21 protein-coding genes are annotated in these 24,158 nt (G+C 64.9%); 12 read left to right on the forward strand and 9 right to left on the reverse strand.

Features of this window, described 5'->3' with window-relative positions; translation table 11 throughout:
• The coding region (locus RQH62_RS11005; protein ID WP_311268805.1) for a sugar transferase at positions 1–1,070 on the reverse strand (1,070 nt) is incomplete at its 3' end.
• A gap of 79 nt (positions 1,071–1,149) precedes the next feature.
• The gene (locus RQH62_RS11010; protein WP_311268806.1) at positions 1,150–1,461 is read right to left on the reverse strand and encodes a hypothetical protein; all 312 of its coding nucleotides are present in this window, start codon (positions 1,459–1,461) and stop codon (positions 1,150–1,152) included.
• A 159-nt stretch (positions 1,462–1,620) separates the two neighbouring features.
• On the opposite strand from RQH62_RS11010, the gene RQH62_RS11015 reads away from it, so the two are divergent.
• Positions 1,621–2,559: an ABC transporter substrate-binding protein gene (locus tag RQH62_RS11015; protein WP_311268807.1), complete on the forward strand. Its 939-nt coding sequence runs from the start codon at positions 1,621–1,623 to the stop codon at positions 2,557–2,559.
• Positions 2,556–4,841, forward strand: a complete 2,286-nt coding sequence (locus tag RQH62_RS11020; RefSeq protein ID WP_311268808.1) for a molybdopterin-dependent oxidoreductase — start codon at positions 2,556–2,558, stop codon at positions 4,839–4,841. Before RQH62_RS11015 ends, RQH62_RS11020 begins: the two co-directional genes overlap by 4 nt.
• 15 nt (positions 4,842–4,856) lie before the next feature.
• Here RQH62_RS11020 and RQH62_RS11025 read toward each other — a convergent pair whose 3' ends face one another.
• On the reverse strand, positions 4,857–6,425 hold the full coding sequence (locus tag RQH62_RS11025) for a TonB-dependent receptor (protein ID WP_311268809.1): 1,569 nt from the start codon (positions 6,423–6,425) through the stop codon (positions 4,857–4,859).
• A gap of 126 nt (positions 6,426–6,551) precedes the next feature.
• Entirely contained in the window at positions 6,552–7,259 is a 708-nt protein-coding gene (locus tag RQH62_RS11030; RefSeq protein ID WP_311268810.1) for a TonB-dependent receptor plug domain-containing protein, read from the reverse strand.
• Between the two features lie 238 nt (positions 7,260–7,497).
• Here RQH62_RS11030 and RQH62_RS11035 point away from each other — a divergent pair, with 238 nt between their 5' ends.
• Positions 7,498–9,957 (forward strand): TonB-dependent receptor, encoded by a 2,460-nt coding sequence (locus RQH62_RS11035; RefSeq protein WP_311268811.1) that lies wholly within the window; start codon positions 7,498–7,500, stop codon positions 9,955–9,957.
• Entirely contained in the window at positions 9,932–10,924 is a 993-nt protein-coding gene (locus tag RQH62_RS11040; protein ID WP_311268812.1) for an ABC transporter substrate-binding protein, read from the forward strand. Before RQH62_RS11035 ends, RQH62_RS11040 begins: the two co-directional genes overlap by 26 nt.
• Before the next feature lie 15 nt (positions 10,925–10,939).
• Here the strand turns inward: RQH62_RS11040 and RQH62_RS11045 are convergent, their stop codons facing one another.
• On the reverse strand, positions 10,940–11,734 hold the full coding sequence (locus RQH62_RS11045) for a hypothetical protein (RefSeq protein WP_311268813.1): 795 nt from the start codon (positions 11,732–11,734) through the stop codon (positions 10,940–10,942).
• A gap of 124 nt (positions 11,735–11,858) precedes the next feature.
• Between RQH62_RS11045 and RQH62_RS11050 the strand changes: the two genes are divergently transcribed.
• Genes RQH62_RS11050 through RQH62_RS11075 form a run of 6 tightly spaced genes read left to right on the forward strand, consistent with a single transcriptional unit; the run spans position 11,859 to position 17,953 of the window.
• Entirely contained in the window at positions 11,859–12,554 is a 696-nt protein-coding gene (locus tag RQH62_RS11050; protein ID WP_311268814.1) for a DUF4129 domain-containing protein, read from the forward strand.
• Positions 12,551–13,789 carry a hypothetical protein gene (locus RQH62_RS11055; RefSeq protein WP_311268815.1) on the forward strand — a complete coding sequence of 413 codons (1,239 nt, stop codon included), beginning with the start codon at positions 12,551–12,553 and terminating at the stop codon, positions 13,787–13,789. Before RQH62_RS11050 ends, RQH62_RS11055 begins: the two co-directional genes overlap by 4 nt.
• A complete protein-coding gene (locus RQH62_RS11060; RefSeq protein ID WP_311268816.1) occupies positions 13,789–14,745 on the forward strand; it encodes a MoxR family ATPase in 957 nt (318 codons plus the stop codon). The genes RQH62_RS11055 and RQH62_RS11060 overlap by 1 nt, the downstream gene beginning before the upstream one ends.
• A 10-nt stretch (positions 14,746–14,755) precedes the next feature.
• Positions 14,756–16,060 carry a DUF58 domain-containing protein gene (locus tag RQH62_RS11065; protein ID WP_311268817.1) on the forward strand — a complete coding sequence of 435 codons (1,305 nt, stop codon included), beginning with the start codon at positions 14,756–14,758 and terminating at the stop codon, positions 16,058–16,060.
• A complete protein-coding gene (locus RQH62_RS11070) occupies positions 16,057–17,091 on the forward strand; it encodes a stage II sporulation protein M (RefSeq protein WP_311268818.1) in 1,035 nt (344 codons plus the stop codon). Before RQH62_RS11065 ends, RQH62_RS11070 begins: the two co-directional genes overlap by 4 nt.
• Positions 17,075–17,953 (forward strand): RDD family protein, encoded by an 879-nt coding sequence (locus RQH62_RS11075; protein ID WP_311268819.1) that lies wholly within the window; start codon positions 17,075–17,077, stop codon positions 17,951–17,953. The genes RQH62_RS11070 and RQH62_RS11075 overlap by 17 nt, the downstream gene beginning before the upstream one ends.
• Here RQH62_RS11075 and pgeF read toward each other — a convergent pair whose 3' ends face one another.
• A complete protein-coding gene (gene pgeF, locus RQH62_RS11080; RefSeq protein WP_311268820.1) occupies positions 17,954–18,715 on the reverse strand; it encodes a peptidoglycan editing factor PgeF in 762 nt (253 codons plus the stop codon).
• Between the two features lie 171 nt (positions 18,716–18,886).
• Here pgeF and RQH62_RS11085 point away from each other — a divergent pair, with 171 nt between their 5' ends.
• A complete protein-coding gene (locus tag RQH62_RS11085; RefSeq protein ID WP_311268821.1) occupies positions 18,887–20,449 on the forward strand; it encodes an amino acid permease in 1,563 nt (520 codons plus the stop codon).
• Between the two features lie 132 nt (positions 20,450–20,581).
• Here the strand turns inward: RQH62_RS11085 and RQH62_RS11090 are convergent, their stop codons facing one another.
• On the reverse strand, positions 20,582–21,853 hold the full coding sequence (locus tag RQH62_RS11090) for a multidrug effflux MFS transporter (protein WP_311268822.1): 1,272 nt from the start codon (positions 21,851–21,853) through the stop codon (positions 20,582–20,584).
• 225 nt (positions 21,854–22,078) lie between these two features.
• Between RQH62_RS11090 and RQH62_RS11095 the strand changes: the two genes are divergently transcribed.
• Positions 22,079–22,375 carry a hypothetical protein gene (locus RQH62_RS11095; protein ID WP_120251102.1) on the forward strand — a complete coding sequence of 99 codons (297 nt, stop codon included), beginning with the start codon at positions 22,079–22,081 and terminating at the stop codon, positions 22,373–22,375.
• Here the strand turns inward: RQH62_RS11095 and RQH62_RS11100 are convergent, their stop codons facing one another.
• Together RQH62_RS11100 and RQH62_RS11105 are read right to left on the reverse strand one after the other, a co-directional pair.
• On the reverse strand, positions 22,376–23,509 hold the full coding sequence (locus RQH62_RS11100; RefSeq protein ID WP_311268823.1) for a GNAT family N-acetyltransferase: 1,134 nt from the start codon (positions 23,507–23,509) through the stop codon (positions 22,376–22,378).
• On the reverse strand, positions 23,502–24,137 hold the full coding sequence (locus tag RQH62_RS11105; RefSeq protein WP_405053540.1) for a glycerophosphodiester phosphodiesterase family protein: 636 nt from the start codon (positions 24,135–24,137) through the stop codon (positions 23,502–23,504). Before RQH62_RS11105 ends, RQH62_RS11100 begins: the two co-directional genes overlap by 8 nt.
• Positions 24,138–24,158: the final 21 nt, after the last annotated feature.

Genomic DNA, 24,158 nt, shown 5'->3' on the forward strand with positions numbered 1-24,158 from the left:
TATCTTGTCCGAGAGCCGGATGCGGGAGATCTGCACGTCCGGTTCGATGAGCAGGGAGTGGAAACGGACCGTCTGGCAAGCCCCACAGGCGCGCCGCACGACACCGCGCCACTTCCTGACTCTACCGGCGGTCGACCGGCGATCTTGAACAGTCGATTGCCCAAACCTACCCGCTCTTGAAGGAACAGGACCGGTCCCCGGCTTTCCAGCTTGATGGCGATCGCCACCAGCACCAGTAACGGACCGAGAGCAATGATCGCTGGTACCGTGATGGCCAGATCAAAGGCGCGCTTCTGCACGCGACTCGACATGCTCAGCGGCCCTCTCGACACGACATGCGTGTCATGCCCCATACATTGTCCCAGCCCGATCGCGCCGGATTCGCGGGCATCGGTTAGCATGATTTCCCCCTGCACGGCTGCGCCCTGCAACACGATGGCCCAGGCATGGCGCCGTTCGGGGAGGCACGCTATGACCACGCGATCGAAACTGCGCAGCCAGCGGCCGAGACGATTGAGCATCTGCGGGTCATGCAGGTCGGGCCGGAGGTTGTGCAGTTCCGCATTGGCGAGAAAACTGCCGGTCTCCTCTCCGATTATTACACCGTCCGCCAGAATCAGGTCATCGGTCAATTTGCCTCCGGTCCGGCGCATCGCATAGCGCGCAAAAGGCCGGCGCAGGGCTGCCAGCAGCAGCGCGCTGACAATCAAGGCGACTGCAAAGGAGAAGCGTGAAATTTCGTCGCTTACATGCGCAAAATACAGGACGCATTGGATCGCCAGCATCGCGAACATCATGTTGAGAATCGCCTGCGCCGCGGCGGGAAAGGGCTTTGCAAGTGCCTGTAGCGAATAGGCGTTCCCCTTGATGGCAATGCCGACATAGATCGGAATGACCATCGCCATCAGGTTGATCTTGTCCAGTGCCATCCATTCCGGGCCGAACAGGTCGCCCACCGCCAGGAATACGGCGCCAATGATGATACAGTCGAGAACGAGCAACTTGATGTAGAGACGCAGGCGAACGTCCCGCTTCGCCTGCGGAATGGGAAGCGCGACCTCGGCAGCCATCTTTGTAAATCTGTTTAGCAGATACACTGAATCACCCCAAAATCCGTCTGGATGCGACCCCAGCAGGTTTCGTGGCTTTTCAGACCCCCTCTTCCTTTGCGGAAATAAGGACGGATTTCATGGTAAATGCAATATTAATTATTCTACCTTTGTCGGAATGAGACAGATTATTGGGAATTTCTGTAATTCCTCCAGAGTTTAGGCACTCTGTATAAATTCGGATCAGTATCTGATCGGTCACAATGGCAGCTTCTCCCATGACAGGTTGTTCCCGGAGAGAGAATTTTCTGGATTGCCGATTGTGGATGCTGCCTGGTCGCCAGAGAAGGAAGTATTCAGCCAAAGCCATCAGTATATCCGCAGCGAATCGATTCTGCCCCGGAATGGCCATGGGGAAAAGGCGCTGATATGGGTATCTGGCGTCAATCGGTCTTACCCTTCCTGCGTATCCGGGCCTGAGCAGTAATCGCCAGCTTATTTGGGATCGTCATGCTTCAGCAGTGCTTCCCGCTGCTAGGCTGCGGGTCTCTTTTCGAAAGCGGCCTTACCTATGTCCATCTGTCTGTCCCGCCGTCACGCTCTCGGCCTTCTCGCCGGCTCGCTCCTGTCCGCCTGTGCTGGCAATGGCGCGGGTGGGGTGGGCAAATTGTTCGTCGGTGATCAGCGTGGCGGATCGCGGGTCGTGTTGCAGGGGGCAAAACGGTTGAACGATGTCCCCTATGAGATCGTCTGGTCGCAATTCCCCAATGCCGCGCCCCTGTTGGAGGCACTCAATGCCGGTGCGATCGACAGCGGCATCGGCGGGGATTCCGCCTTCATCTTCGCCGCCGGTACCGATGCGAAGATAAAGGCGATCGGCGCGCAGGCTACGCGCGGCATGGGGCCGGTGGTGCTGGTGCGTCGGGATTCGCGTATCCGCTCGCTCGCCGATCTGGCCGGGCGCAAGGTCGCGACCCCGCGCGGATCGGTCAGCCATAATCATGTGCTGGCCGTGCTGGAGGCCTATGACCAGCCCTATGATACGGTCAGCTTCGCCTTCCTCTCACCCTCGGATGGGCGCGCGGCCTTGCAGAGCGGCGCGGTCGATGCCTGGGCGATCTGGGATCCCAACGCTGCCATGGCGGAGCAGGAGGGCGCCCGCATCCTGTCCGGCAAGCAGGATCTGGTCCCCGGATACGGACTGATGTTCGGGCGGGAAGGCGCGATCGCCGACAAGCGCACGCTGCTCCAGGATTATCACGACCGACTTTACAGCGGTTGGGAATGGTCGGCCAGGAACCGCGATGCCTATGTCGAACTGATGCACAAGGATACGGGCCTCGCGCTCGACATATTGCGTATCATGCAGAGCCGTGCCGACCGCTTCCCGGCCAAAGTCGATGAGGCGCTGATCGCCCAGCAGCAGGCAACCGCCGATCGCTATTTCCGCGCCAAAGTGATCGACCGCAAGCTGGACGTCCGGCCATTGTTCGACACCAGCTTTTCATGACCCGCTATTCGGCCGCCCATTGGGGCGTCTATGAGGTGGCGGCGGACCCCGCCGGCGCGGCCCCGCGCCTGACACCGCTGCGCATCGATCCCGATCCCAATCCGATCGGCCTCGACCAACTGGACGACAGCGTGACCCGGCTCAGGATCGCGCGTCCGGCGATTCGCAAGGGCTGGCTGGAGGGGCGCACGAGAGAAGGCCGGGGCGAAGAGTCTTTCGTCGAACTCCCCTGGGACGAGGCGCTGGATATCACCGCCGCCGAAATCGCGCGGGTACAGCGCGACCATGGCAATGAGGCCATTTTCGGCGGCTCCTATGGCTGGTCCAGCGCCGGCCGCTTCCACCATGCGCAAAGCCAGTTGCACCGCTTCTACAATATGCTGGGCGGCTATGTCCGCAGCGTCGACAGCTACAGCCTGGGCGCCGGCCGTGTACTGATGCCGCACATCGCGACCAGCATGGACGACAGCAATGCGTCGCATACCAGTTGGGACGTGCTGGAGGCGCATTGCACCCTGTTCGTCAGCTTCGGCGGCGTTCCGCTCAAGAATACGCGCGTCTCCTCCAGCGGCGCGGGACGGCACCGCGTGCGCGGCGGCCTCAAAAAGCTGCGGGAGGCAGGCGCGCGGATCATCAATATCGGTCCGGTCGGCGACAATCTCGGCGATGGGGACGCGGGCGAATGGATCGCGATCCGCCCGAACACCGATACCGCGATGATGCTGGCGCTCGCCTGGGTGGTCCTGCACGATCCGCTGTTCGACCGCAGCTTCCTCGACAGCCACACGGTCGGCTTCGACATCTTCCGCGCCTATCTGCTGGGAGAGGCGGACGGCACGCCCAAGACGCCCGACTGGGCTGCCGCGATCACCGGTGTCCCAGCCGCGCAGATCGCCGCGCTGGGCCATGACCTGCTGCGCCATCGCACGATGCTCAATTGCGCCTGGGCCTTGCAGCGCGCCGCCCATGGCGAACAGCCCTTCTGGGCGCTGGTGACGCTGGCCGCCATGGTGGGGCAGATCGGCCTGCCGGGCGGCGGCTATGGCCTTGGCTATGGGGCGATGAACGTCATGGGCAGCGCGCATCCGCGCCTGCCCGGCCCGGTCTTCCCACAGGGACGCAACGGCGTGTCCGCCTTCATCCCCTGCGCCCGCGTCACCGACATGCTACTGCATCCGGGCGATCGCTTCACCTATAATGGTGGGGTCCATGTCTATCCCGACATTCGACTGGTCCATTGGGCCGGCGGCAATCCCTTCCATCATCATCAGGATCTAAATCGTTTGCGGCAGGGCTGGGCGCGGCCGGACACGATCATCGTGCAGGAACAGCATTGGACCCCGGTCGCGCGGCAGGCCGACATCGTCCTGCCGGCGACCATCTCGCTGGAGCGCGACGATATCGGCTTTGCCACGCGCGAGGGGCTGTTCGTCGCCATGCGCCAGGCCGTGCCGCCCCAGGGCGAAGCGCGCGACGACCATGCCATCTTCGCCGCGCTCGCCCGGCGCCTCGGCGTGGAACAGGCCTTTACCGAAGGGCTGGACACGCTCGACTGGCTCCGCCGCATCTATGACGAAAGCGTGGAAAAGATCGCCACGACCGGCATCAACCTGCCCGATTTCGATCATTTCTGGGAGGATGGCCTGATCGACCTGTCGGTCCATGACGCCCCCCACGTCATGCACGCCGATTTCCGCCGCGATTGCTCGGCCCATCCCTTGTCTACGCCATCCGGCAAGATCGAGATTTTCTCTGAGAAAATCGCCGGTTTCGCGCTACCCGATTGCCCCGGCCATCCGGTCTGGCTGGAACCCTATGAGTGGCTGGGCCACGAAAAGGCTGGAACTTATCCGCTCCACCTCCTCTCCGACCAACCCGAACGGCGGCTGCACAGCCAGTTGGACGCCAGCCCCTATAGCCGGGCGGGCAAGGTCGCAGGGCGCGAGCCGGTCTATCTCAATCGGACGGATGCCGGCGCGCGCGGCATTGTCGATGGCGATCTGGTCGAGCTGTTCAACGATCGCGGCTGCTGTCTTGCCGGCGCGATCCTGAGCGATGCGATCATGCCCGGCGTGGCCCGGCTGGCGACCGGCGCCTGGTTCGATCCCGGCCCGGATCTCGAACGCCATGGCAATCCCAATGTGCTGACGCTCGATCGCGGCGCGTCCGGCCTGTCGCAGGGTTGCGTCGCCCAGACCTGCCTGATCGAAGCGCGGCGGTTCACCGGGGAACCGCCGCGCCTCACCGTCTTCGACCCGCCGCCGGTTGTTACCGGCGGCTGATCCTTCAAGAACGCTTCAGATCTTGCCGCGCAGCGTCAGCCCGTAAAGGCGCGGCTCGCCGATCGAGGCCATCGCCACGCCATAGGTCGAATTGACGCTGATCGTGTTGTAATAATCCTTGTTGAACAGGTTGCGGACCCAGATCGACAAATCCCATTTGCCCTCGCTCTGCCGCACGCCGGCATGGGCGCCGAACAGCGCATAGCCCGGCACGCGCGAGAAGGGGTCGAGGTTCACCGCCGCGCGGAAACTGGAGCGGTAGCTGCCGTCCGCCCCGACATAGGCCTCACGGTCGCCACCGGCGGCATGGACATAGTCCACCGTGCCGCCCAGCGCCCATTTGGGCGCACCCGACGCCTGCCGCCCGGACAGGTCGACCGACGTCTTGTAGCTGTTGAGATAGTCCGGCACCGCATTGGTATATTTGGTATATTTGGTATATTTCGCATCATTATAGGTGGCGGCGAAGGTTGCGCTCAGCCCCTCCAGCGGTGCGACCCGCGCGTCGAGTTCGATCCCGCGCGATCGCAGCGTGCCGACATTGGCAATGTAGGACACGGCCGGCGACACCAGCGTGTTCACATAATTGGCCTGATAATTCTTGTCTTCGGTCCAGAATAGCGCGCCGTTCAGTTCCACTGCGCCGCCGGCAAAACGGGTCTTGATCCCCAGTTCGAACGCATCGACCTTCTCCGGCTTCACGAAGATATCGACGCCCGCGCTCTGCCGCACCAGATTGATGCCCGGCGATTTATAGCCACGTGCATAGCTGTAATAGGCATGGGCATTGTCTGAAATATCATAGGCCGCGATCAGCGTGCCGGAGATATTGTCGCTGTTGCGCTTCACATAGTAACTGGCGGTCGGCGCATAGGCGGCCCGCAACGCGATCGCCGTCGCCTGATATTCCGCTGGCAGTTCGCTGATCGGCGTGACATCGCCGCGCGCCTCCGCATCATAGAGGCCGGTCTTATGCTCATAGGTATAGCGCAGGCCGCCGGTCAGGCGGAAGCGTGGCGAGATGTTCCAGGTCGCCTGCCCATAGGCGGCATAGCTGTGCGTCGCTGGCACGACATGGGCGTAGGCTTCGAGGCCGTCGAGGATCGCGGCCGGCAATGGTGACACGGTCGCGGTCGGCGTGTTCGCCGTGCGCAGCCATGCGACGGCATCCGATCCATAGATGCTGCGCTGCTTGTCGTCCGCCTCCTGCCAGAAGAAATAGAGGCCGGCGCTGAAATCGACCGTGCGCTCGCCGGTGGACGCGACGCGGAATTCCTGGCTGAACTGCTGCTGGTCGGTATCCACCACGCCGAATGGCGAAATGTCCGCGCCGATCTGGTCCCCGTCATAATTGGGGATCCATTTCCAGTTGCGATAGGCGGTGATCGACGTCACCGTCACCCCGGTCAGGTCGAGGTCCGCCTGCGCCTGAAAGCCGTAGCTTGGCATCTTGTCATATTGATTGCCGTCCAGATCGACCTGCCGGTCGAAGGCGTTGACGCTGCCCGGCACATAGCCGACATCGGCGGCGCGGCGATAGAAACCGCGCACCTCCGTCCCGTTGTTCAGCGTGGTGGGCAGCACCTTGGCGATGCTCTGGAACCCGACATCGCCTTTCTGGATCGAATAGTCCGCGATGAAGCGCAGGCGGAAATTGTCGGTCGGCTTGTAGAGCAGGTCGAACCGCGCACTGTGATTGTCCAGATTGTCCTAATCCTCATCATAGACGGTGTTGTGGATCAGGCCCCCGCGCGAGGTGCGCAGATATGACACGCGAAACGCCAGTTCGTCGTTCAGCGCCGCGTTCAGGCTGACATAGCCACGGAAATAATCATAATTGCCATAGGTCGCCTCGGCCTTTGCCTCGTTGGTGAAGCTGGGGGCGCGCGTCTTGATGTCGATCGCCCCGGCGACGGTATTCTTGCCGAACAAGGTGCCCTGCGGCCCGCGCAGCAACTGGATGCTGTCGACGTCGATCAGGTCGGTGATGACCGACCCGGTGCGCGGCCGGTACACGCCGTCGACATAGAGGCCGACGCCCTGTTCCAGCCCGTCATTGGTGCCGCCCGCATTGGTGCCGATACCGCGAATGGTGATGGTCTGGTTGCGGCCGCTGAACCCCTGAATGTTGAGGCTGGGCAGTTGCTGGATCGACTGCTTCAGCGTGAAGGCACCCTGCGAGGTGATCGCGTCGCCGCTGATCGCGCTGATCGCGATCGGCACCTTCTGCGCATCTTCCTTGCGATAGCGGGCGGTGACGACGATGCTCGCCACGCCGGCATCGCCACCTTCCGCAGCGTCCGCAGCCGGGGCCGCCGTTTGCGCCTGTGCGGCTTCCGGCAGAGCCAGTGCGGCCCCGCTGGCCAGCAGGGTGAGGGTGAAAGCCGATATATTTTTGCGCGCCCGATAATGTAGCATGGTCTTGCCCCTTTTTCCTTGTCGGGCAGGGCATAGGGAGCGAGAGCCGATCGGTTCCAACGCGGATCGCACCGCGACTTATGCGAAATGCCAAAGCATTGAGCGCCGCTCACCGGTCGCCACGCCCGCCTCAATCCATCAGGGTTGAGCAGAACCAATGTGGGGATGCGTGCTTCTCGTTGGTCGCGTCCCATGGCTTACCCTAGCCGATCCCCGACACAAGAATATCGGGGGCATCATGACTGCATCTTTTCGCCGCGCGCTGACGCTCGCGCTTCTGAGTTCTGCGACCTGGGGGGGCAGCGCCATCGCCGCCGACGCACCCGAAGCAGATGCCGCTGCCGGGGCCGACATCGTCGTGCTGGGCAGCCGCAGCGCCGACCGCACCGTGGCGCAAAGCACCGCGCCGATCGACGTCGTCGGCAATGACGCTTTGGTGCAGACCGGCGGTGCGGCAGGCCAGTTGCGCGACGCGCTGTCCGCACTCGTACCCAGTTTCAAGGTCGATACCGGCTCCAACGCCGCCTATAACACGTTCGGTCGCCCGGCTGGCCTGCGCGGCCTGTCCGGCGCCCATGTGCTGGTGCTGGTCAACGGCAAGCGCCGCCATCCCAGTTCGATCCCGCTGCCCACCACGGCGCAGGCTTCGGGCGCCAATGCCGTCGATCTCGACCAGATCCCGATGAGCGCCATCGCCCGCGTCGAAATCCTGCGCGACGGTGCAGCGGCGCAATATGGGTCGGACGCGGTCGCGGGCGTCATCAATATCGTGCTCAAGAGCGACGCTTCGGGCGGATCGGCCACCCTCTATGGCGGCCAGCGTTATGAAAGCGACGGCGAACAGGCGCAGATTCGCCTGAACCACGGTTTCCGCCTGCCCAATGAGGGCTTCCTCAACCTGTCGGCTGACTATTTCTTCCAGGATTTCGCTTTCCGCCCCGGCCTCGCCACCGTCCAGATCTATCCCAAGATCAACGGCCAGCCCGACCCGCGCGAAGCGACCCGCGACCGTCACCTGACGCGCGGCGGCCTGGCCCGGACCAAGGCGCTTTATACGGCCTATAATGCCGAATTGCCGCTCAGCGAAGGCGGCACCACGACGCTCTACAGCTATGGCACGCTTGGCATCCGCAACATCAAGAACGGCCAGACTTACCGCCTGCCCAACAGCACCAGCTTCATCCCCGAGCTTTACGACGATGTGATCCAGCCGACCGGCCGCTTCCCCGACAAGGATTTTCAGGTTCTGGCGGGCCTGAAGGGCAAGGCCGGCGCCTGGGACTGGGACGTCAGCTCCACCTTCGGCCGTCACCATGCCGACAATGGCATGGAAGATACGCTCAACCCCTCGCTGGGGCCGGACAGTCCCACCCGTTTCGACACGTTCGACGCGATCTTCGACCAGTGGACCAGCAATGCCGATATCCGTCGCGGCTTCGACATTGGGCTGGCGTCGCCGCTCAATGTCGCGGTCGGCGCGGAGTTCCGACACGAGCGCTATCAGACGATCGTGCAGGATGAGGCGGCCTATGCCAATGGCGGCTATATCTATCCGGTCGGCAGCCCCTTCGCGGGTCAGGCCGCCGCCATCGGTGCGCAGGGCGGCATCACCATCCTGCCGCAGGACGCCGCCGACCTGCGCCGCAACAATATCTCCGCCTATGTCGACCTGTCCACCCAGCTGCTGCCGGGCTGGGATGTCGGCGTCGCCGGCCGATTCGAACATTATGACGACAGCGCCGGCAATGTCGTGGTGGGCAAATTCACCACCCGCGTCGAACTCACGCCCACGCTGGCGCTGCGCGGCACGGTCAGCAACGGCTTCCGCGCGCCATCTCTGACGCAGCAGGGTTTTGCCAGCGCCGCTCGGGGCTATTCGATCGTCAATGGCGTCATCACCGGCCTCACCACCACCCGCACGGTCAAGCCTGACAGCGCGGCCGGCATCGCGCTGGGCGCCAAGCCGCTCAAGCCCGAAAAGTCGGTGAACCTGTCGGGCGGCCTGTCCTTCACGCCCTCGCCCGGCGCGACTCTGACGGTCGATGGCTATGCCATCTGGCTCAAGGATCGTATTTCCCAGACCGGCCAACTGTCCGGCACCGGCGTCAACGCCATCCTCGCCGCCAACGGGCTGGAAACGGGGCAGATCGTCAATTACTACACCAACGCCATCGACACCCGTACGCTGGGCGTCGATGTGGTCGGCCAATATGCCCAAAATCTGGGCGATTATGGCAAGATCAACTGGTCGCTCGGCTTCAACTATAACAAGACCACAATCACCGACATCGCCGCCACGCCATCGCAACTGGCCAGCCTCAACCTGACCCTCTTCGATCGCGTGGCGCAGGGCTATATCGAGGTCGGCAATCCCCGCACCAAGCTGATCCTGGGCGCGCTCTGGGATACGGAGCCTGTCAGCCTCAACCTGCGCGTGCAACGCTATGGCTCGGTCCAACTGCTCACCGCCGGTGCGGTCAACGACCAGCATTATGGCGCGCGCTGGATCACCGATCTGGAAGCGAACTGGCACCTGTCGTCCAAATTCGATTTCGCGGTCGGCGCCAACAATCTGTTCGACGTTTATCCCGAACGCAGCACCATCGCCGACAGCAGCGGCTCGCAATATTATGCGTCGAACAGCCCGTTCGGCTTTTACGGAGGCTTTTATTATGCCCGCGCAACCTGGCGTTTCTAAGTCCGGCCTCACCCGTCGTGCGCTGCTGGGTGCCGGCATGGGGCTGGCCGGAGCACTCGCCCTGCCGGGCTGCGCGACGGCCAAGGGGCGCACGCTCGGCATCTCCACGACGAAGGAAGGTTATCAGAATTTCTTCGACGTCGCGGGGCAGGGGGATACGCCCTATGCGGTGAATTACGCCATCCTGCCCTTCGACCTGTCGCTTCAGGCGATCAGCAGCGGGGAACTGGATGCCGGCTCCAACTTCACCGACATTCCGCTCACCATCTGGGGCGGGTCGTTGAAGGATAATCGCATCGTCGCGCTGATCCGCTCCGATGCGCAGGCGCGCCTGCTCGGCCTCGTCGCGCGCAAGGGGCTGGCCGCCCGCTCGCCTGCCGATCTGAAGGGCCGGCGCGTGGGCTATCTGCGCTCGTCCAATTATCACCATTATCTGCTGCAATTGCTGGAGCAGCAGGGGCTGAAATGGGACGATATCACCCCCGTCAGCCTGGCCCGCGACACGCTGCCTGCCGCCTTCGCCTCGGGCCAGCTCGATTTCTGGGTGACGCAGGGGATCGAAACGATCCTGGCGCAGCGCCATTATGGCGGCCATCTGGTGGCGCTGGCGGAGGGGGATTATGCCGGCAACGGCGTCGTCATCGCCAACCGCGCCGCGATCGAGGATGCGGACAAGGCCCGCGACCTGGGCGACTATCTGCTCCGCTTCCGTGCCACCATCGACTGGATGGAAAGTCATGACGAGCAATGGGCCGACATATTGGCCAAGGCGACCGGCATCGACCGGTCCTATTATCTGGAATGGCGCCGCCTGAAGAAGACCAAGACCCGGCTGGTGCCGATCGACGACAAGGCGATCGCCGACCAGCAGGGGGCCGCCGACCTGTTCCGCCGCTTCGGCGTGGCACAGGGCGGCTTCGACGCAAAGGCGCTATGGGACCGGCGCTTCAACGACCTGTTGAGCTAGCGGTCCCTGGCCGTATCAGGCGAAGATATCCGCCAGATCCTGCGACTGCGGGCCATCCTTCCAGTTCCGCAGCGACGTATAGAGGCTGGCATGCACCACGCTCCACAAGGCGATGAAGATCGTGTTGGTGACGGCCGACAGCGCCAGATAGGTCGGTGAAAGCTGCACCGCGCCATTGGTAACGGTCGGCATCATCCCGCCCGTGATCATCAGGACGCCCAGCAGGCCTGACACCAGCCACAACAGGATCATCATCAGGATCTCCAAACCGAAGATCCGCCAGCGCGCGCCCTTGGTCAGGTAACGGCTGCGCCCGAACGCCGCGAAGACGCCGCTTTCCTCCGCCACCAGCGCGGGGGCGGCGACCGACCACATGATGAACAGCATGATCCCCGGCACCAGCAGCAGCATGAAGCCGGCGAACAGGCCCAGCACTATCAGCAGCGTCAGCCCGATCAGCGGCACCGCCATCGACAGGCCGGTGCCGATGCACGCGCCGAAACTCGCTTTCTCGCCCTTGGCATGGGCCAGCGTCGCGCGCACCAGCGCGCCCTGCACCAGCGTCGACAGCAGCATGAAGACGATGAAGGCCGCGATCGACACGGCGATCACCGCGATCGTGCTGCCCCGGTCGGCCACCGCCAGCGAAGATCCGATGAAATAGCTGTAGAGCGCCTGCGGCACCGCCCCGAACAGAAAGGCGATGCCGAAGGTCGCGACCGGATTGCTGCCCAGCGTGCCGAATGCCCGCCCCAATACCGTCCCGATCGAAAAGGACGGCCCCTCATCTGCCATTGCCTGCGTCGCCATGCGGATACCCCCGTTGATAAACCCTGCGCCATGCTGTCTCATCTGTCGGACTTTGTCATCCTTTGAATGACTTGCGCCACCGTCTCCAGCCGCTAGGGTCGCAGGCCAACGGGGGTGGGCAGCAATGGCCGGACCAGATTCGCAATCGGACGACAGGCTGGCTGCGGCGCATGACGCGCTGCGGTCCGGTGGCGATATTCAGTTCGACATGATGCCGGCCCCAGGCCGCCAGCCACCGCCCGCCTGGCTCAAGGCACTGGGCGAATGGCTGGAAGAGGTGCTGGCGCCGGTCGGTCGTTTCCTGCACTGGATCGGCAGCTTCATGCCCGACGCGCCCTATGCGCGCATCTTCCTGTGGACCATCATCGCCGCGCTGGCGCTGCTGATCCTCTGGATCGTGGTGGACCGCATCCGCCATGGCGAATGGCGCCTGCCGCAATGGCGTCGCCGCCGCACCGCTCAATCGATGGAAGCGGCGGAGGAGGACTGGACGCCCGACGCCGCCCCGGCCCGCGCCTGGCTGGAGGAGGCGGACGCGCTCGCCGGGCAGGGCCGCTATGCCGAAGCCGTGCATCACCTCCTGCTGCGCAGTGTCGAGGACATGGCCCGTCGCCGGCCACAGATCGTCCGCCCCGCTCTCACCAGCCGCGACCTCGCCCGCGCGCCTGGCATCCCGTCTGCACCGCGCCGCCTCTTCACGGAGATCGCGCAGGCGGTCGAACGCAGCCTGTTCGGCGGTCGCCCTATCGATGCTACGGAATGGGACCGCTGCCGCCACGCCTATGCCGATTTCGCCCAGACGCGGAACTGGGCGGCATGAGCGACATCGCCGCCACCCGCCCGGCCAGCGACGCCGGCCTGTTTCGCGGCCGCACCGTCGCGCTGATGCTGGCGATCGGCATCGCCGGTTTCGTCGGCATGCTGGTGCTGGGCGCCTATGCGCCGGACCTGCGATCGGGCCGCAATGGCGGGGCGCATGCCTTGTCCAACGCCGTCACCGGCTATGCCGCGCTGGTGAAGCTGGCGGAGGCAACCGGCCGCAATCCCCGCATCGTCCGCAACGCCCATGATTTCGAGACGGAGGATCTGCTGGTCGTCACGCCCGAAACCGGCGCGACCGACATCAGCCAGGCGCTGATCCAGCGCGCGACCCGGCCGACCCTGTTCGTCCTGCCCAAATGGCGCACCGTGCCGGATGAGGGCCATGCCGGCTGGGCGCGCTATCAGGGGCTGCTCCCGCTCGACGAGCCGATCGGCGTCCTCGCCCCCGGCGTCCGCTTCACCATGCGGCAAAGCAAAAGCGGCGGCGGCGTGCTGACGTCCCATGGCGTCCCCGGCCGGTTCTGGACCCCGCGCCCGGTGCAGGTCATCACCGGCATCGATCCCGACAATGAGCAGCAGCAGGACCGGTGGCGCGACCTCCATCCGCTGCTGACCGACGGGCGCGGCGGCATCGTGCTGGCGCAGGTGGGGCAGGGGCCGCTCTTCGTTCTGGCCGATCCCGACCTGCTCAACAATCGCGGCATGAAGGATCTGGCGCAGGCGCGGTCCGCGCTGGCGCTGCTTGACTGGCTGAACAGCACCGATCCCGAAGGCATCGCCTTCGACGTGTCGATGAACGGTCTCGGCCATTCGCGCAGCCCGCTGAAATTGCTGTTCGAACCGCCCTTCCTGGCGATGACGCTGGCGATCGTCGCGACGCTGCTGCTGGCCGGCTTCCACGCCTTTGGCCGCTTCGGCCCGCCCCGCGCCCGGACCCGCGCCGTCGCCTTCGGCAAGACCGCACTGGTCGACAACAGCGCTTTGCTGATCCGCAAGGCCGGCCGCGAATCGCGCCTCGGCGGTCGCTATGCCGCCGTCATCCGCGAACGGGCGGCCCGTGCCTTCGGTGCGCCTGCACGGCTGCGCGATCAGGCGCTCGACCAGTATCTCGATAGTTTGAAGGGCGCGCACCGTTTCACCGACCTTGCGCAGGCGGCGGATGCGGCGAGCGACCGACACAGCCTGCGCGATGCCGCGCAGGCGCTCCATGATTGGCAGAAGGACAAGAGCTGATGAATGTGACCGACGTACAGGCGCTTGGTCAGGTGATCCGGCAGGAGGTCGCCCGCGCGGTCGTGGGGCAGGAGGCGACGGTCGACCTCATGCTCGTCGCGCTTTTCTCTGGCGGTCATATCCTGCTGGAAGGGCCGCCGGGCACCGCCAAGACGCTGATCGCGCACAGCTTCGCCCGCGCGCTCGGCCTCGACTTCGGCCGTATCCAGTTCACGCCAGACCTGATGCCCGGCGACATCATCGGCGCGAACCTGTTCAATTTCCAGACCAGCCAGTTCACCCTGACGCGCGGGCCGATCTTCACCGAACTGCTGCTGGCCGACGAAATCAACCGTACCCCGCCCAAGACACAGGCGGCGTTGCTGGAGGCGATGCAGGAACGCACAGTCACCATCGACGGCGAAAGCCTGGCCCTGAGCGAGCGGTTCATGGTCGTTGCGACCCAGAATCCGATCGAGCAGCAGGGCGTCTATCCGCTGCCCGAAGCGCAACTCGACCGCTTCCTCTTCAAGCAGAGCGTGGATTATCCCAGCGCCACGGAGGAACGGCGGATCGTCGCCACCCATGGCGCGCGCACCCATGCGATGACGCCGGAAACATGGGGCGTTACCCCCGTCGCCGACGCCGCCCGCATTGCGGAAGCCATCGCCGTCGTGAACGAAGTCCGTCTGGTCGATGAAGTGATCGACTATATCCTCGCGCTCATCCGTGGCACGCGCGACGTCGCCGATCTGGAAAGCGGCGCGTCCCCGCGCGCTGGCGCCATGCTGGCCGGCGCCGCCCGCGCCCGCGCCGCGCTCGACGGCCGCGACTTCGTCATCCCCGACGATGTGAAGGCGCTCGCACCCGCCTTGCTGCGCCACCGCCTGATCCTCTCGCCCGCCGCCGAAATCGACGGCCGCCGGATCGAGGATGTCGTGACCGGCATTATCGAGACGATCGAGGCGCCGCGCTGAGCGCCCCGCAATGATCTACCCCACCCGCACTGCGATCCTCTGCGCGGCGGCCGGCGTGCCTGTCACTTTGCTGGTCGCGCTGATGTTGCCGGGCCGCTGGTATGCCGCGCTGGCCTGGCCGGTCGCGGTGCTGCTGGCGTGCCTCGCCGACGCACTGGGCGGGGCGCGGCCGGGGCGGGCGCAATTGCACCTCACCCTCCCCAAGACCGCCAGCGTCGGGGCGAGCGTGGAGGGCAGGGCGACAGTCACCATCCCCGGCACAGCACGCGCGCAACTGCTGCTCGATATAGGGCCATTGCTGACGCAGGATGAAGACGGCCTCTGGATCGACCTGACCGAAGGAAAGGGGGGAGCGGCCATTCCCCTGCAAACCACCCGGCGCGGCACCGCGCGGGTGGCCCGCGGCTGGCTGCGCTGGAAAGGGTCGCTCGGCCTCGTCTGGAAACAACGCATCTTGCCGCTCGACGCCAGCATGGCGATCCTGCCCGACATCCGCCCGGTCCATGATCGCGGCGCACAGATTTTCCAGCGCCATGCGCTTCAGGGTCTGATGGCGCAGGTCGATCGTGGCGACGGCGCCGATTTCGACGCGCTGGTCGAATTTCGCTCCGGCATGGATCGGCGCGCGATCGACTGGAAACAGTCCGCCCGTCACAGTAAGCTGCACGCCAAGGAATTCCGCTCCGAACGCAACAACCAGATCGTCTTCGCCATCGACGCCGGCCGCCAGATGAGCGAGCCGGTGGCCGGCCTCCCCCGGCTCGACCGAGTGGTGTCCGCCATGCTGCTGACCGCCTGGGTCGCCTTGAAGCTGGGCGATCGGGTCGCGCTCCATGCCTTCGATTCGCGCCCGCGCATTGCCAGCGGCCTCGTCTCGGGCGCGGCGGCCTTCGGCGAACTTCAGCGGCTCGCCGCCCAGATCGACTATGGCGGCGACGAAAGCAATTATACCCACGCCCTCACCACGCTGGCGACCCGACTCACCCGCCGCTCCATGATCGTGCTGTTCACCGAGTTTACCGACCTCACCTCCGCCGAATTTCTGGTCCGTGCCGCCAGCCGGCTTGTGGAAACGCATTTGCTGCTGGTCGTGGTGCTGCGCGACGAGGAACTGGAATCCATCATCGACCGCCGCCCGGCCAGCGCCGACGACGTCACCCGCGCCGTCACCGCCGCCGCCCTGCTGCGCGACCGGCTGACCGTGCTGACCCGGCTGCGCCACCTCGGCGCCCATGTGATCGAGGCGGAGCATGATCGCGTCGCTGACCGGCTGGTCCAGGGCTATGTCGATCTCAAGCGGAGGAACCTGCTATGAGCGCTCTTGTCCAGGGCTCTGCCGCCCCGCCGCTGGTCAATGCCAGCCGTTTCCGCGCCGCGCATGAAGCGGAATGGGACCGGCTCGACCAACTCGTCACCCGCATGGAAAAGCGCTCGGTCCGCGTGCTGTCGGAGGATGATATTCTCGCGCTGCCCCTGCTTTACCGCTCGGCGCTGTCCTCCCTGTCGGTGGCGCGCGAAACCTCGCTCGACCGGGCGCTCACCACCTATCTGGAGCAGCTCTGCACCCGCGCCTATTTCCAGCTTTATGGCGTGCCCGACACCGCCATGCGCCAACTCGGCCGCTTCTTCCGCACCGACTGGCCGCTCGCGGTACAGGGGCTGTGGCGCGAAACATTGGTCAGCTTCGTGCTGACGCTGACGGGCGTCATCGCCGGCTGGTGGCTCGTGGCCACCGACGCCAGCTGGTATTACAGCATCATCCCCGACGCGATGGCCAGCGGCCGCGATCCCGCCGCAAGCGTGGAAACGCTGCGCGCCACCATCTACGGCCCGCAGGAGGGCGGGGGCCTCGCCACCTTCGCCGCCTATCTCTTCACCCATAACAGCCAGGTCGCGATCTTCGCCTTCGCATTGGGCTTCGCCTTCACCGTGCCGACCGTGCTGCTGCTGCTCTATAACGGCCTCACCTTGGGCGCGATGCTCTGCCTGTTCGCCAGCAAGGGGCTGGGCCTCAACTTCCTCGGCTGGCTCACCATCCATGGCTCGACCGAAATGTTCGCCATCATCCTGGCTGGCGCGGCGGGCATGAGGATCGGCACCGCCGTCGCCTTCCCCGGCCGCCATGAACGGACCGAGGCCGCCGTCATCGCTGGGCGCAGCGCCGCCATCGCCATGGCCGGCGTGGTGCTGATGCTGCTGGTCGCCGGCCTGCTCGAAGGGATAGGACGCCAGACGATTCAGCAGGATGCGATGCGCTACGGCATCGGCCTCGCCGCGCTCGCCGGCTGGCTGGCCTATTATTATCTCCCCCGCCGGCAGGAGGCTCCCGATGCGCTGGCGGCGTAAGCGCGAGCGAAAGGCGCCCGCCTCGTTGCGGCGCAGCTTCGTCACGCCCGAAGGGGTCGACCTGCGCCTCGAACTGGCGAGCGCGGGGACGCGGGCGTCGGCCTTCCTCCTCGACATCCTCATCCTTTTCATCAGCCTGATCCTCACCACCGTCGCGATCGGCCTGCTCGGCATTGCCAAGGCGCGCGCCGAGATCTTCATGATCCTCTGGCTGATCGGCGCCTTCATGCTGCGCAACGGCTGGTTCATCCTGTTCGAAATGGGCGGGCGCGGCGCCACGCCGGGCAAGCGGCTGCTGGGCCTGCGCGTCGTCGCGCGCGATGGCGGACGGCTGACCGGCGGCGCGGTGATCGCCCGCAACGCCTTGCGTGAGATCGAGATTTTCCTGCCGCTTTCCTTCCTCGGCATGCAGGCCGCGGATGGCGCGGCGGACGGCTTCCTCACCCTCTTCGCGCTCTGCTGGACCGGCATCTTCCTCTTCTTCCCGCTCTTCAACCGCGACCGGCTGCGAGTGGGGGATCTGCTGGCGGGCACCTGGGTCGTGAACACCGTCCGCGCCAAGCTGGGCGATGATCTGGTCGCCACCCGCGCGCAGCAACCGCGCCGCATCTTCACCGACGCAGCGCTCGACCTCTATGGCATTTACGAATTGCAGACGCTGGAAAATGTCCTGCGCAACGGACAGGACGATGCGATCGTCACCGTAGCCGCAACCATCCGGCGCAAGGCGGGCCTGCCCGACGATGGCGACGATTACGCCTTCCTCTCGGACTATTATGCGGCGCTTTGCGCCCGGCTGGAGCGCGGCATGCTGGTCGGTCGCCGCCGCGAGGACAAGCATGCCAGCGTGGCCCGGCGCTGATTATCCCGGTAGCGCGATCATTGAAATCTGTCGCCCATAGTCGCTTTCGCTGCGGTGGCAGGACCGGCGATAACTATAGAATCGGTCGGGCTGGCTGTATGTATCCTCGTCCAGCATCGCGATCCGCCCGATCCCGGCAGCCGCCAGCCGCGCCGCGACATAGGCGGCGATGTCGAACTGGCAATGGCCCGGCCGCCCCGGCGTAAAGAACCGCTCGTTCGCGGCATCGGCCTGCGCAAAATGCGCCGCGAAATCGTCCGTCACTTCATAGGACAGCCGGCCGATACACGGCCCGATGGCGCAGGCGATTCGGCTCCGGTCGGCGCCCAGCGCCACCATCGCCTCGATCGTCCGGTCGGTCACCCCACCGATAGCACCCTTCCATCCCGCATGGGCCGCGCCCACGACGCCGCCCTGCGCATCGGCGAACAACACCGGCACGCAATCGGCGGTCAATATCCCCAGCACCAGCCCCGGCCGGTCGGTCACCATGGCGTCGGCGGCAGGCCGATCACCCTCGGCAATGGCCGCCGTCACCTTCACCACATCAGGCGAATGGACCTGATGCACCGTCACCAGAGTCGCGCCCGGCAGCAGCGCGTCGCGCGCCAGATCGCGGTTGCGCAGCACCGCCTCGCGCGCGTCCGCCGATCCCAGCCCGACATTCAGCCCCGCATGGATGCCGCCCGACACCCCGCCGCGCCGCCCGGTAAAGCCATGGGGCACGCTCTCCAGCCCCTGCGCGCGCAGCAATTCGATCATCGTCCGGCTCCTGTCAGTCCCATGTCAGTCCGCGCCGCTACTGCATCGGAATGTCGCGTGAACGCAACATACTTGCGCGTGGCGGATTAGGCGATAGTCTCGCGTTCATAGCCAAAGGGAGCGGGTGCAAAGCCGCCCGGGCAAAACAATGAAGACAAAAGGGCATCATTCATGATTTTCGGGCGCGTAAAGCCTCTCGACGCCATATTGGCGACGGCCGAGAAGAAATCGCTGCATCGGTCACTGGGCGCGTTCCAGCTGACCATGCTGGGCATCGGCGCCGTCATCGGTACCGGCATCTTCGTGCTCACGGCGGAGGCGGCGCAGAAGGCCGGCCCCGGCATGATGCTCTCCTTCGTCATCGCGGGTTTCGTCTGCGCGGTAGCCGCGCTCTGTTACGCCGAAATGGCGGCAATGGTCCCCGTATCGGGGTCCGCCTACACCTATAGCTACGCCGTGATGGGCGAACTCATCGCCTGGATGGTCGGCTGGGCGCTGATCCTTGAATATGCGGTCGCTGCGGGCGCTGTATCGGTGGGCTGGTCCGGCTATGTCGTCGGCCTCATCGAACATACATTCCATCTCGACATCCCCGACCTTTTGACGCGCGGGCCGTTCGATGGCGGCATGGTCAACCTGCCGGCGATGCTGATCGCGTCGCTCGTCACCTGGCTGCTGGTCATCGGTACGAAGGAAAGCGCGACCGTCAACGCCGTGCTGGTCGCGATCAAGGTCGCCGCGCTGACCCTGTTCATCGTGCTGGCCCTGCCGGTCATCAACATGGACAAGTTCACCCCCTTCGCCCCGCTCGGCTTCTCGGGCATCTCGGCGGCGGCTGCCTCCATCTTCTTCGCCTATGTCGGCTTCGACGCCGTATCCACCGCTGCCGAAGAAACCAAAAACCCCCAGCGTAACATGCCGATCGGCCTGATCGGCTCGCTGGGCATCTGCACCATCTTCTACATGCTGGTCGCCGCCGGCGTCATCGGCACCGTCGGGGCGCAGCCAGTCTATGGCCCCGCTGGCGAAGCGCTGGCCCCCGGTTCGACCGCTCTGTCGCAGCAATGCGCCGCGCTGGCCGCCGCCGGCACCGAAGCCGTCACCTGCTCGAAGGAAGCGCTGGCCTGGACCCTGCGTGAAATCGGCTGGCCCCAGATCGGCAACCTGCTCGGCCTCGCCGCTGGCCTCGCTTTGCCCTCGGTCATCCTGATGATGATGTTCGGCCAGACCCGCATCTTCTTCGTCATGAGCCGCGACGGCCTGCTCCCGGCCGTCTTCTCGAAGGTGCATCCGACCTACAAGACGCCGCATGTCATCACCATCCTGACCGGCATCTTCGTCGCTTTGTTCGCTGCCTTCTTCCCGGTCGGGATTCTGGCGGACATCTCCAACTCCGGCACGCTCTTCGCCTTTGCCGCCGTGTCGATCGCGGTGATGCGCTTGCGCAAGACCGACGCGGATCGCAAACGTCCTTTCCGGACGCCTGCAATCTATGTGACCGCGCCGATCGCCATCGCCGGCTGCGTCTATCTCTTCTGGAGCCTGGGCGTTGAAACCAAGCTGATGTTCGTCGGCTGGGCGACCCTGGGTCTGCTGGTCTATTTCGGCTACAGCCGCAGCCGCAGCCATGTCGGGCGCGGCGTGGTGGATGTGGCGGAAGGTGACGCCGATGTCCCGCCCCAGCCGGTGCCGCCGTTGCCGGGCGCACCCACGCCGGGCGGCAAGGACGCCTGATCCGGCAAGAGTTCGGAGCAAAAAGAAGGGGCGGGAAACCGCCCCTTTTTCTTTGTCTGAATAGGCTTGGGATCATCTACGCGCCCGTTCGGGCTGAACCTTGTCGAAGCCCCCTGGAAAGGGCACCACCGGTCAGTGGAAGTCGACCTCCGCCTCCCGCATCGCGCCATGATTGGGCCGGGTGAACAGCTTGCCGCGCTCGGCCCAGATGACGATCAGGAAGGAGCCGACCCCGAACACCAGCAGCCCGATGGTAAAGGGCAGGGTGGTCCCGTCGAAGGCGCGACCCACAATGCTGCCCAGCGCGCTCGACAGGGCCGTCGTCAGGAACGCCTGGAAGGAAGAAGCGACGCCCGCTCCCTTGTGGAACGGCTCCATCGAAATGGCGCTGAAATTGGACGCGGTGAAGGACACCGTCATCATCGTCATCGCCTGCAACACCATGAAGGTGATCAATGTCTCCATGCCCGCCAGGATCACCGCCAGATGCACGGCCGCGATCAGAATGAAGGCGATCAGCGCGCTCTGGCTCATGCGCCGCGCGCCGAAGCGCGACACCAGCCGGCTATTGATCAGGCTGCCGATTCCCATGCTGCCCGCGATCACTGCAAAGCCCAGCGGAAAGATCGCCTGCGCGTCGAACACATCGAAGAAAATCTGCTGGATCGACAGGATGAAGCCGATCAGGCCGCCCATCACCACCCCGCTTGCCAGCATATAGCCGATCGAACTGCGCGTGCGGATGACCAGGCCGACCGTCTGGAGCAGGGCGCCGGGCGTGATTCGCATCCGGTTTTCCGGCTTTAGCGTCTCGGGCAGCCGCGCCATCATCCAGATCAGGATCAGGCTGGCCAGGATCACCAGCGCCCAGAATATCCAGCGCCACGGCGCGATCAGCAGGATCGCCGACCCGAAACTCGGCGCCATCACCGGGATCAGCATGAACACCGCGAAGATCAGTGACATGACCCGCGCCATGGCATCGCCCTTGAACCGGTCGCGCACGATGCCCACGGTGATGACACGGCTCGCCCCGGCGAAAAACCCGGCGCTGGCCCGGCCGGCCAGCAGCATGGCAAAGCTGTGCGCGCTGGCGCAGGCGATGGAAGAGACGATGAACAGCGCCATCGCACCGCCCAGCACCGCCTTGCGCCCAAACCGGTCGGACAGCACGCCGAACAGCAGCGATCCAAAGCCCAGCCCCAGAAAATAGACGCTGATGATCAGTTGCCGATCATTGGGATGCGGGATCGCCAGATCGCGGCCGATGTCGGGCAGGGCCGGCAGCATCGGGTCGATCGACAGGGCGTTCATCGCCATCAGGCAGGCGCACAGCAGCACGAATTCGCGAAACTGGATATCCTTGGGCGCGGATGGGGGGGAAGCGTGGGGCAGGGGACTCATGCGGGGGCTATGCGGGCAATGGCCTGTCGATGCCAGTCCCAATCCGCTACTGGCTATAAGAAGTGCGCAGGATCATCAATTTTCTGCCTTAGCGGAAAGTCTAATGATCAGGCCATTATGGCAAAAATCCCGTTAACTATTTTTTATCGCTTCCCGGTCAAACCTGCTTTTCGTGGAAAAGGGGTCGCAATCCATTGAGCTAGTTTGAAAGACGGGGGAAAGATCATGGCTAACAGTATCAAGAGCGCAGAATTTCTTATGCAGGCCCGCCAGTCGCGGGCGACCTATGGTTCGGCGGACGAGTGTTTCGATCTCGGCGTCGCCTATAGCTGCGGCACTGGCGACTTGCCGATCGACCTTATCGAAGCACATAAATGGTTCAACCTCGCCGCGCTGCGTGGCAGCGAGCAGGGCCAGTCGATGCGCGCTGAAATCGCCGAGGAAATGACCGCCCGCCAGATCGCCGAAGCTCAGCGTCAGGCTCGCGCCCTCATCGCCGCCGGCCAGCTGCGCGCCGCCTGATCAGCCGCCTTTTTTGAACGGGGTCCGCTCCGCGAGCCACATTCGGTCGCGCTGCACGCCTTCCCGCTCGGCCGCCAGAAAATCGGCGACCGCCCGGCGAAATCCGGCATTGGGCAGGAAATGCGCGGAAAAGGTCGGCTCCGGCGCATAGCCGCGCGCCAGCTTATGACCGCCTTGCGCACCTGCCTCTACTTTGTTCAGACCGCGCGCGATCGCCGCGTCGATCGCCTGATAATAGCACAGCTCGAAATGCAGGTTGGGCACATCCTGCGAACAACCCCAATAGCGGCCGTAAAGCGTGTCGCCGCCGATCAGGTTGAGCGCGCCCGCGATCGGCTGTCCATCGCGCAGCGCCAGAATCAGCAGCACCCGGTCCGCCATCGTTTCTCCCAACAGGGAGAAAAAAGTGCGGGTCAGATAGGGCTGCCCCCATTTGCGGGCGCCAGTATCCTGATAAAATTCCCAGAAAATATCCCAATGCGCCTCGGTCAGGTCGCTGCCGGTCAGGTGGACGATCTCCAGCCCCTCGACCGCGCGGGCGCGTTCCTTGCGAATATTCTTGCGCTTCTCGCTCGACAGGTCGGTCAGGAAATCGGCAAAGCTGCCATAGCCCCGGTTGGTCCAGTGATATTGGCTGTCCTCCCGGATCAGCCAGCCCGCTGCCTCGAACAGCGGTACCTCGTCCGGCGCGATGAAGGTCGCATGGGCCGACGACAGCGCGTTGCGCTCCACCAGCATCTCGATCCCGGCGATCAATGCGGGCGCCATGGCCTTGTCGCGCAGCAGCAGCCGGGGACCGGGCACGGGGGAGAAGGGCGCGGCGATCTGGATCTTGGGATAATAACGCCCGCCCGCCCGTTCCCACGCCTCGGCCCAGCCATGGTCGAACACATATTCGCCCTGGCTATGGCTCTTGCCATAGGCCGGCGCGGCGGCCGCAATCTGCCCGTCCGGCCCGTCGATCACGATCGGCAAGGGCTGCCAGCCGCTGCCCTTACCGACACTGCCGGATCGCTCCAATGCGACAAGAAAATCCCAACTTATAAATGGGTTACCTTGTCCTGCACAGGCGTCCCATTGCGCCCTGTCGAAATCCGCGACCCCCGATGCGATGCGGGCGACCACGTCAGTCACGGGCGCGCTCGAAGATGATCTGGGCGGCATGGGAGGCGGCGCTCGCGCGATCGGCCTCACTGCGCACGGTCCATGTCAGCACGGACAGCCCCCTCGCTTGGGCATGGCGGGACAGGCGGGATGGCAGGTCGCGAATATCACAGGCCAGAAAATCGGGTGTCGACAGCCAAAGTGCAAGGGCGCGTTCGATCCACCCGCGCAACCAGCCCTTGCCCTGCTGCGTCACGACAAGGCCTTTTACCTGTCCAACTCGCTGTCGCACGAACCAGCGCACTGCCCATGGATTGAAGGACATGACCGCCACCGGCGCATCGGGCCACGCCGCCAGATCGCGCGCCACCGCCGCGCAAACGGCCTCGACCTGCCGTCCGTCCGCCTTGATCTCGACCAGCAATGGGGTCTGTCCCCCGCATCGCGTTAGCAGTGCCGACAGGCGCGGGATCGCACCGCCATCTGGCAGGGTGATCTGGTCCAATATGGCGGCGTCCAGCGCCGCGACCGCCGCGTCGCGCCCGGTCATCCGCGTCAGCGCGGCATCATGAAAGACGAAGGCGACGCCATCCCGGCTCGCCCGGACATCGCATTCGATGCCGAAATGCCCGGCGATGGCGGCGTCGAACGCCGCCATCCCGTTTTCGCTCAGCCTTTG

This window comes from Sphingobium sp. WCS2017Hpa-17 (genome assembly GCF_031843765.1).
GTDB lineage: Bacteria > Pseudomonadota > Alphaproteobacteria > Sphingomonadales > Sphingomonadaceae > Sphingobium.

Excerpts from the sequence above, each read along its gene's own strand:
- RQH62_RS11015 (WP_311268807.1), top strand. The coding sequence starts at position 1,621 with ATGTCCATCTGTCTGTCCCGCCGTCACGCTCTCGGCCTTCTCGCCGGC.
- RQH62_RS11085 (WP_311268821.1), top strand. The coding sequence starts at position 18,887 with ATGATTTTCGGGCGCGTAAAGCCTCTCGACGCCATATTGGCGACGGCC.
- RQH62_RS11055 (WP_311268815.1), top strand. The coding sequence starts at position 12,551 with ATGAGCGACATCGCCGCCACCCGCCCGGCCAGCGACGCCGGCCTGTTT.
- RQH62_RS11010 (WP_311268806.1), bottom strand. The coding sequence starts at position 1,461 with ATGGCCATTCCGGGGCAGAATCGATTCGCTGCGGATATACTGATGGCT.
- RQH62_RS11060 (WP_311268816.1), top strand. The coding sequence starts at position 13,789 with ATGAATGTGACCGACGTACAGGCGCTTGGTCAGGTGATCCGGCAGGAG.
- RQH62_RS11030 (WP_311268810.1), bottom strand. The coding sequence starts at position 7,259 with ATGCTACATTATCGGGCGCGCAAAAATATATCGGCTTTCACCCTCACC.
- RQH62_RS11035 (WP_311268811.1), top strand. The coding sequence starts at position 7,498 with ATGACTGCATCTTTTCGCCGCGCGCTGACGCTCGCGCTTCTGAGTTCT.
- RQH62_RS11050 (WP_311268814.1), top strand. The coding sequence starts at position 11,859 with ATGGCCGGACCAGATTCGCAATCGGACGACAGGCTGGCTGCGGCGCAT.
- RQH62_RS11065 (WP_311268817.1), top strand. The coding sequence starts at position 14,756 with ATGATCTACCCCACCCGCACTGCGATCCTCTGCGCGGCGGCCGGCGTG.
- RQH62_RS11070 (WP_311268818.1), top strand. The coding sequence starts at position 16,057 with ATGAGCGCTCTTGTCCAGGGCTCTGCCGCCCCGCCGCTGGTCAATGCC.
- RQH62_RS11040 (WP_311268812.1), top strand. The coding sequence starts at position 9,932 with ATGCCCGCGCAACCTGGCGTTTCTAAGTCCGGCCTCACCCGTCGTGCG.
- RQH62_RS11090 (WP_311268822.1), bottom strand. The coding sequence starts at position 21,853 with ATGAGTCCCCTGCCCCACGCTTCCCCCCCATCCGCGCCCAAGGATATC.
- RQH62_RS11095 (WP_120251102.1), top strand. The coding sequence starts at position 22,079 with ATGGCTAACAGTATCAAGAGCGCAGAATTTCTTATGCAGGCCCGCCAG.
- RQH62_RS11075 (WP_311268819.1), top strand. The coding sequence starts at position 17,075 with ATGCGCTGGCGGCGTAAGCGCGAGCGAAAGGCGCCCGCCTCGTTGCGG.
- pgeF (WP_311268820.1), bottom strand. The coding sequence starts at position 18,715 with ATGATCGAATTGCTGCGCGCGCAGGGGCTGGAGAGCGTGCCCCATGGC.
- RQH62_RS11020 (WP_311268808.1), top strand. The coding sequence starts at position 2,556 with ATGACCCGCTATTCGGCCGCCCATTGGGGCGTCTATGAGGTGGCGGCG.
- RQH62_RS11045 (WP_311268813.1), bottom strand. The coding sequence starts at position 11,734 with ATGGCGACGCAGGCAATGGCAGATGAGGGGCCGTCCTTTTCGATCGGG.
- RQH62_RS11105 (WP_405053540.1), bottom strand. The coding sequence starts at position 24,137 with ATGGCGGCGTTCGACGCCGCCATCGCCGGGCATTTCGGCATCGAATGC.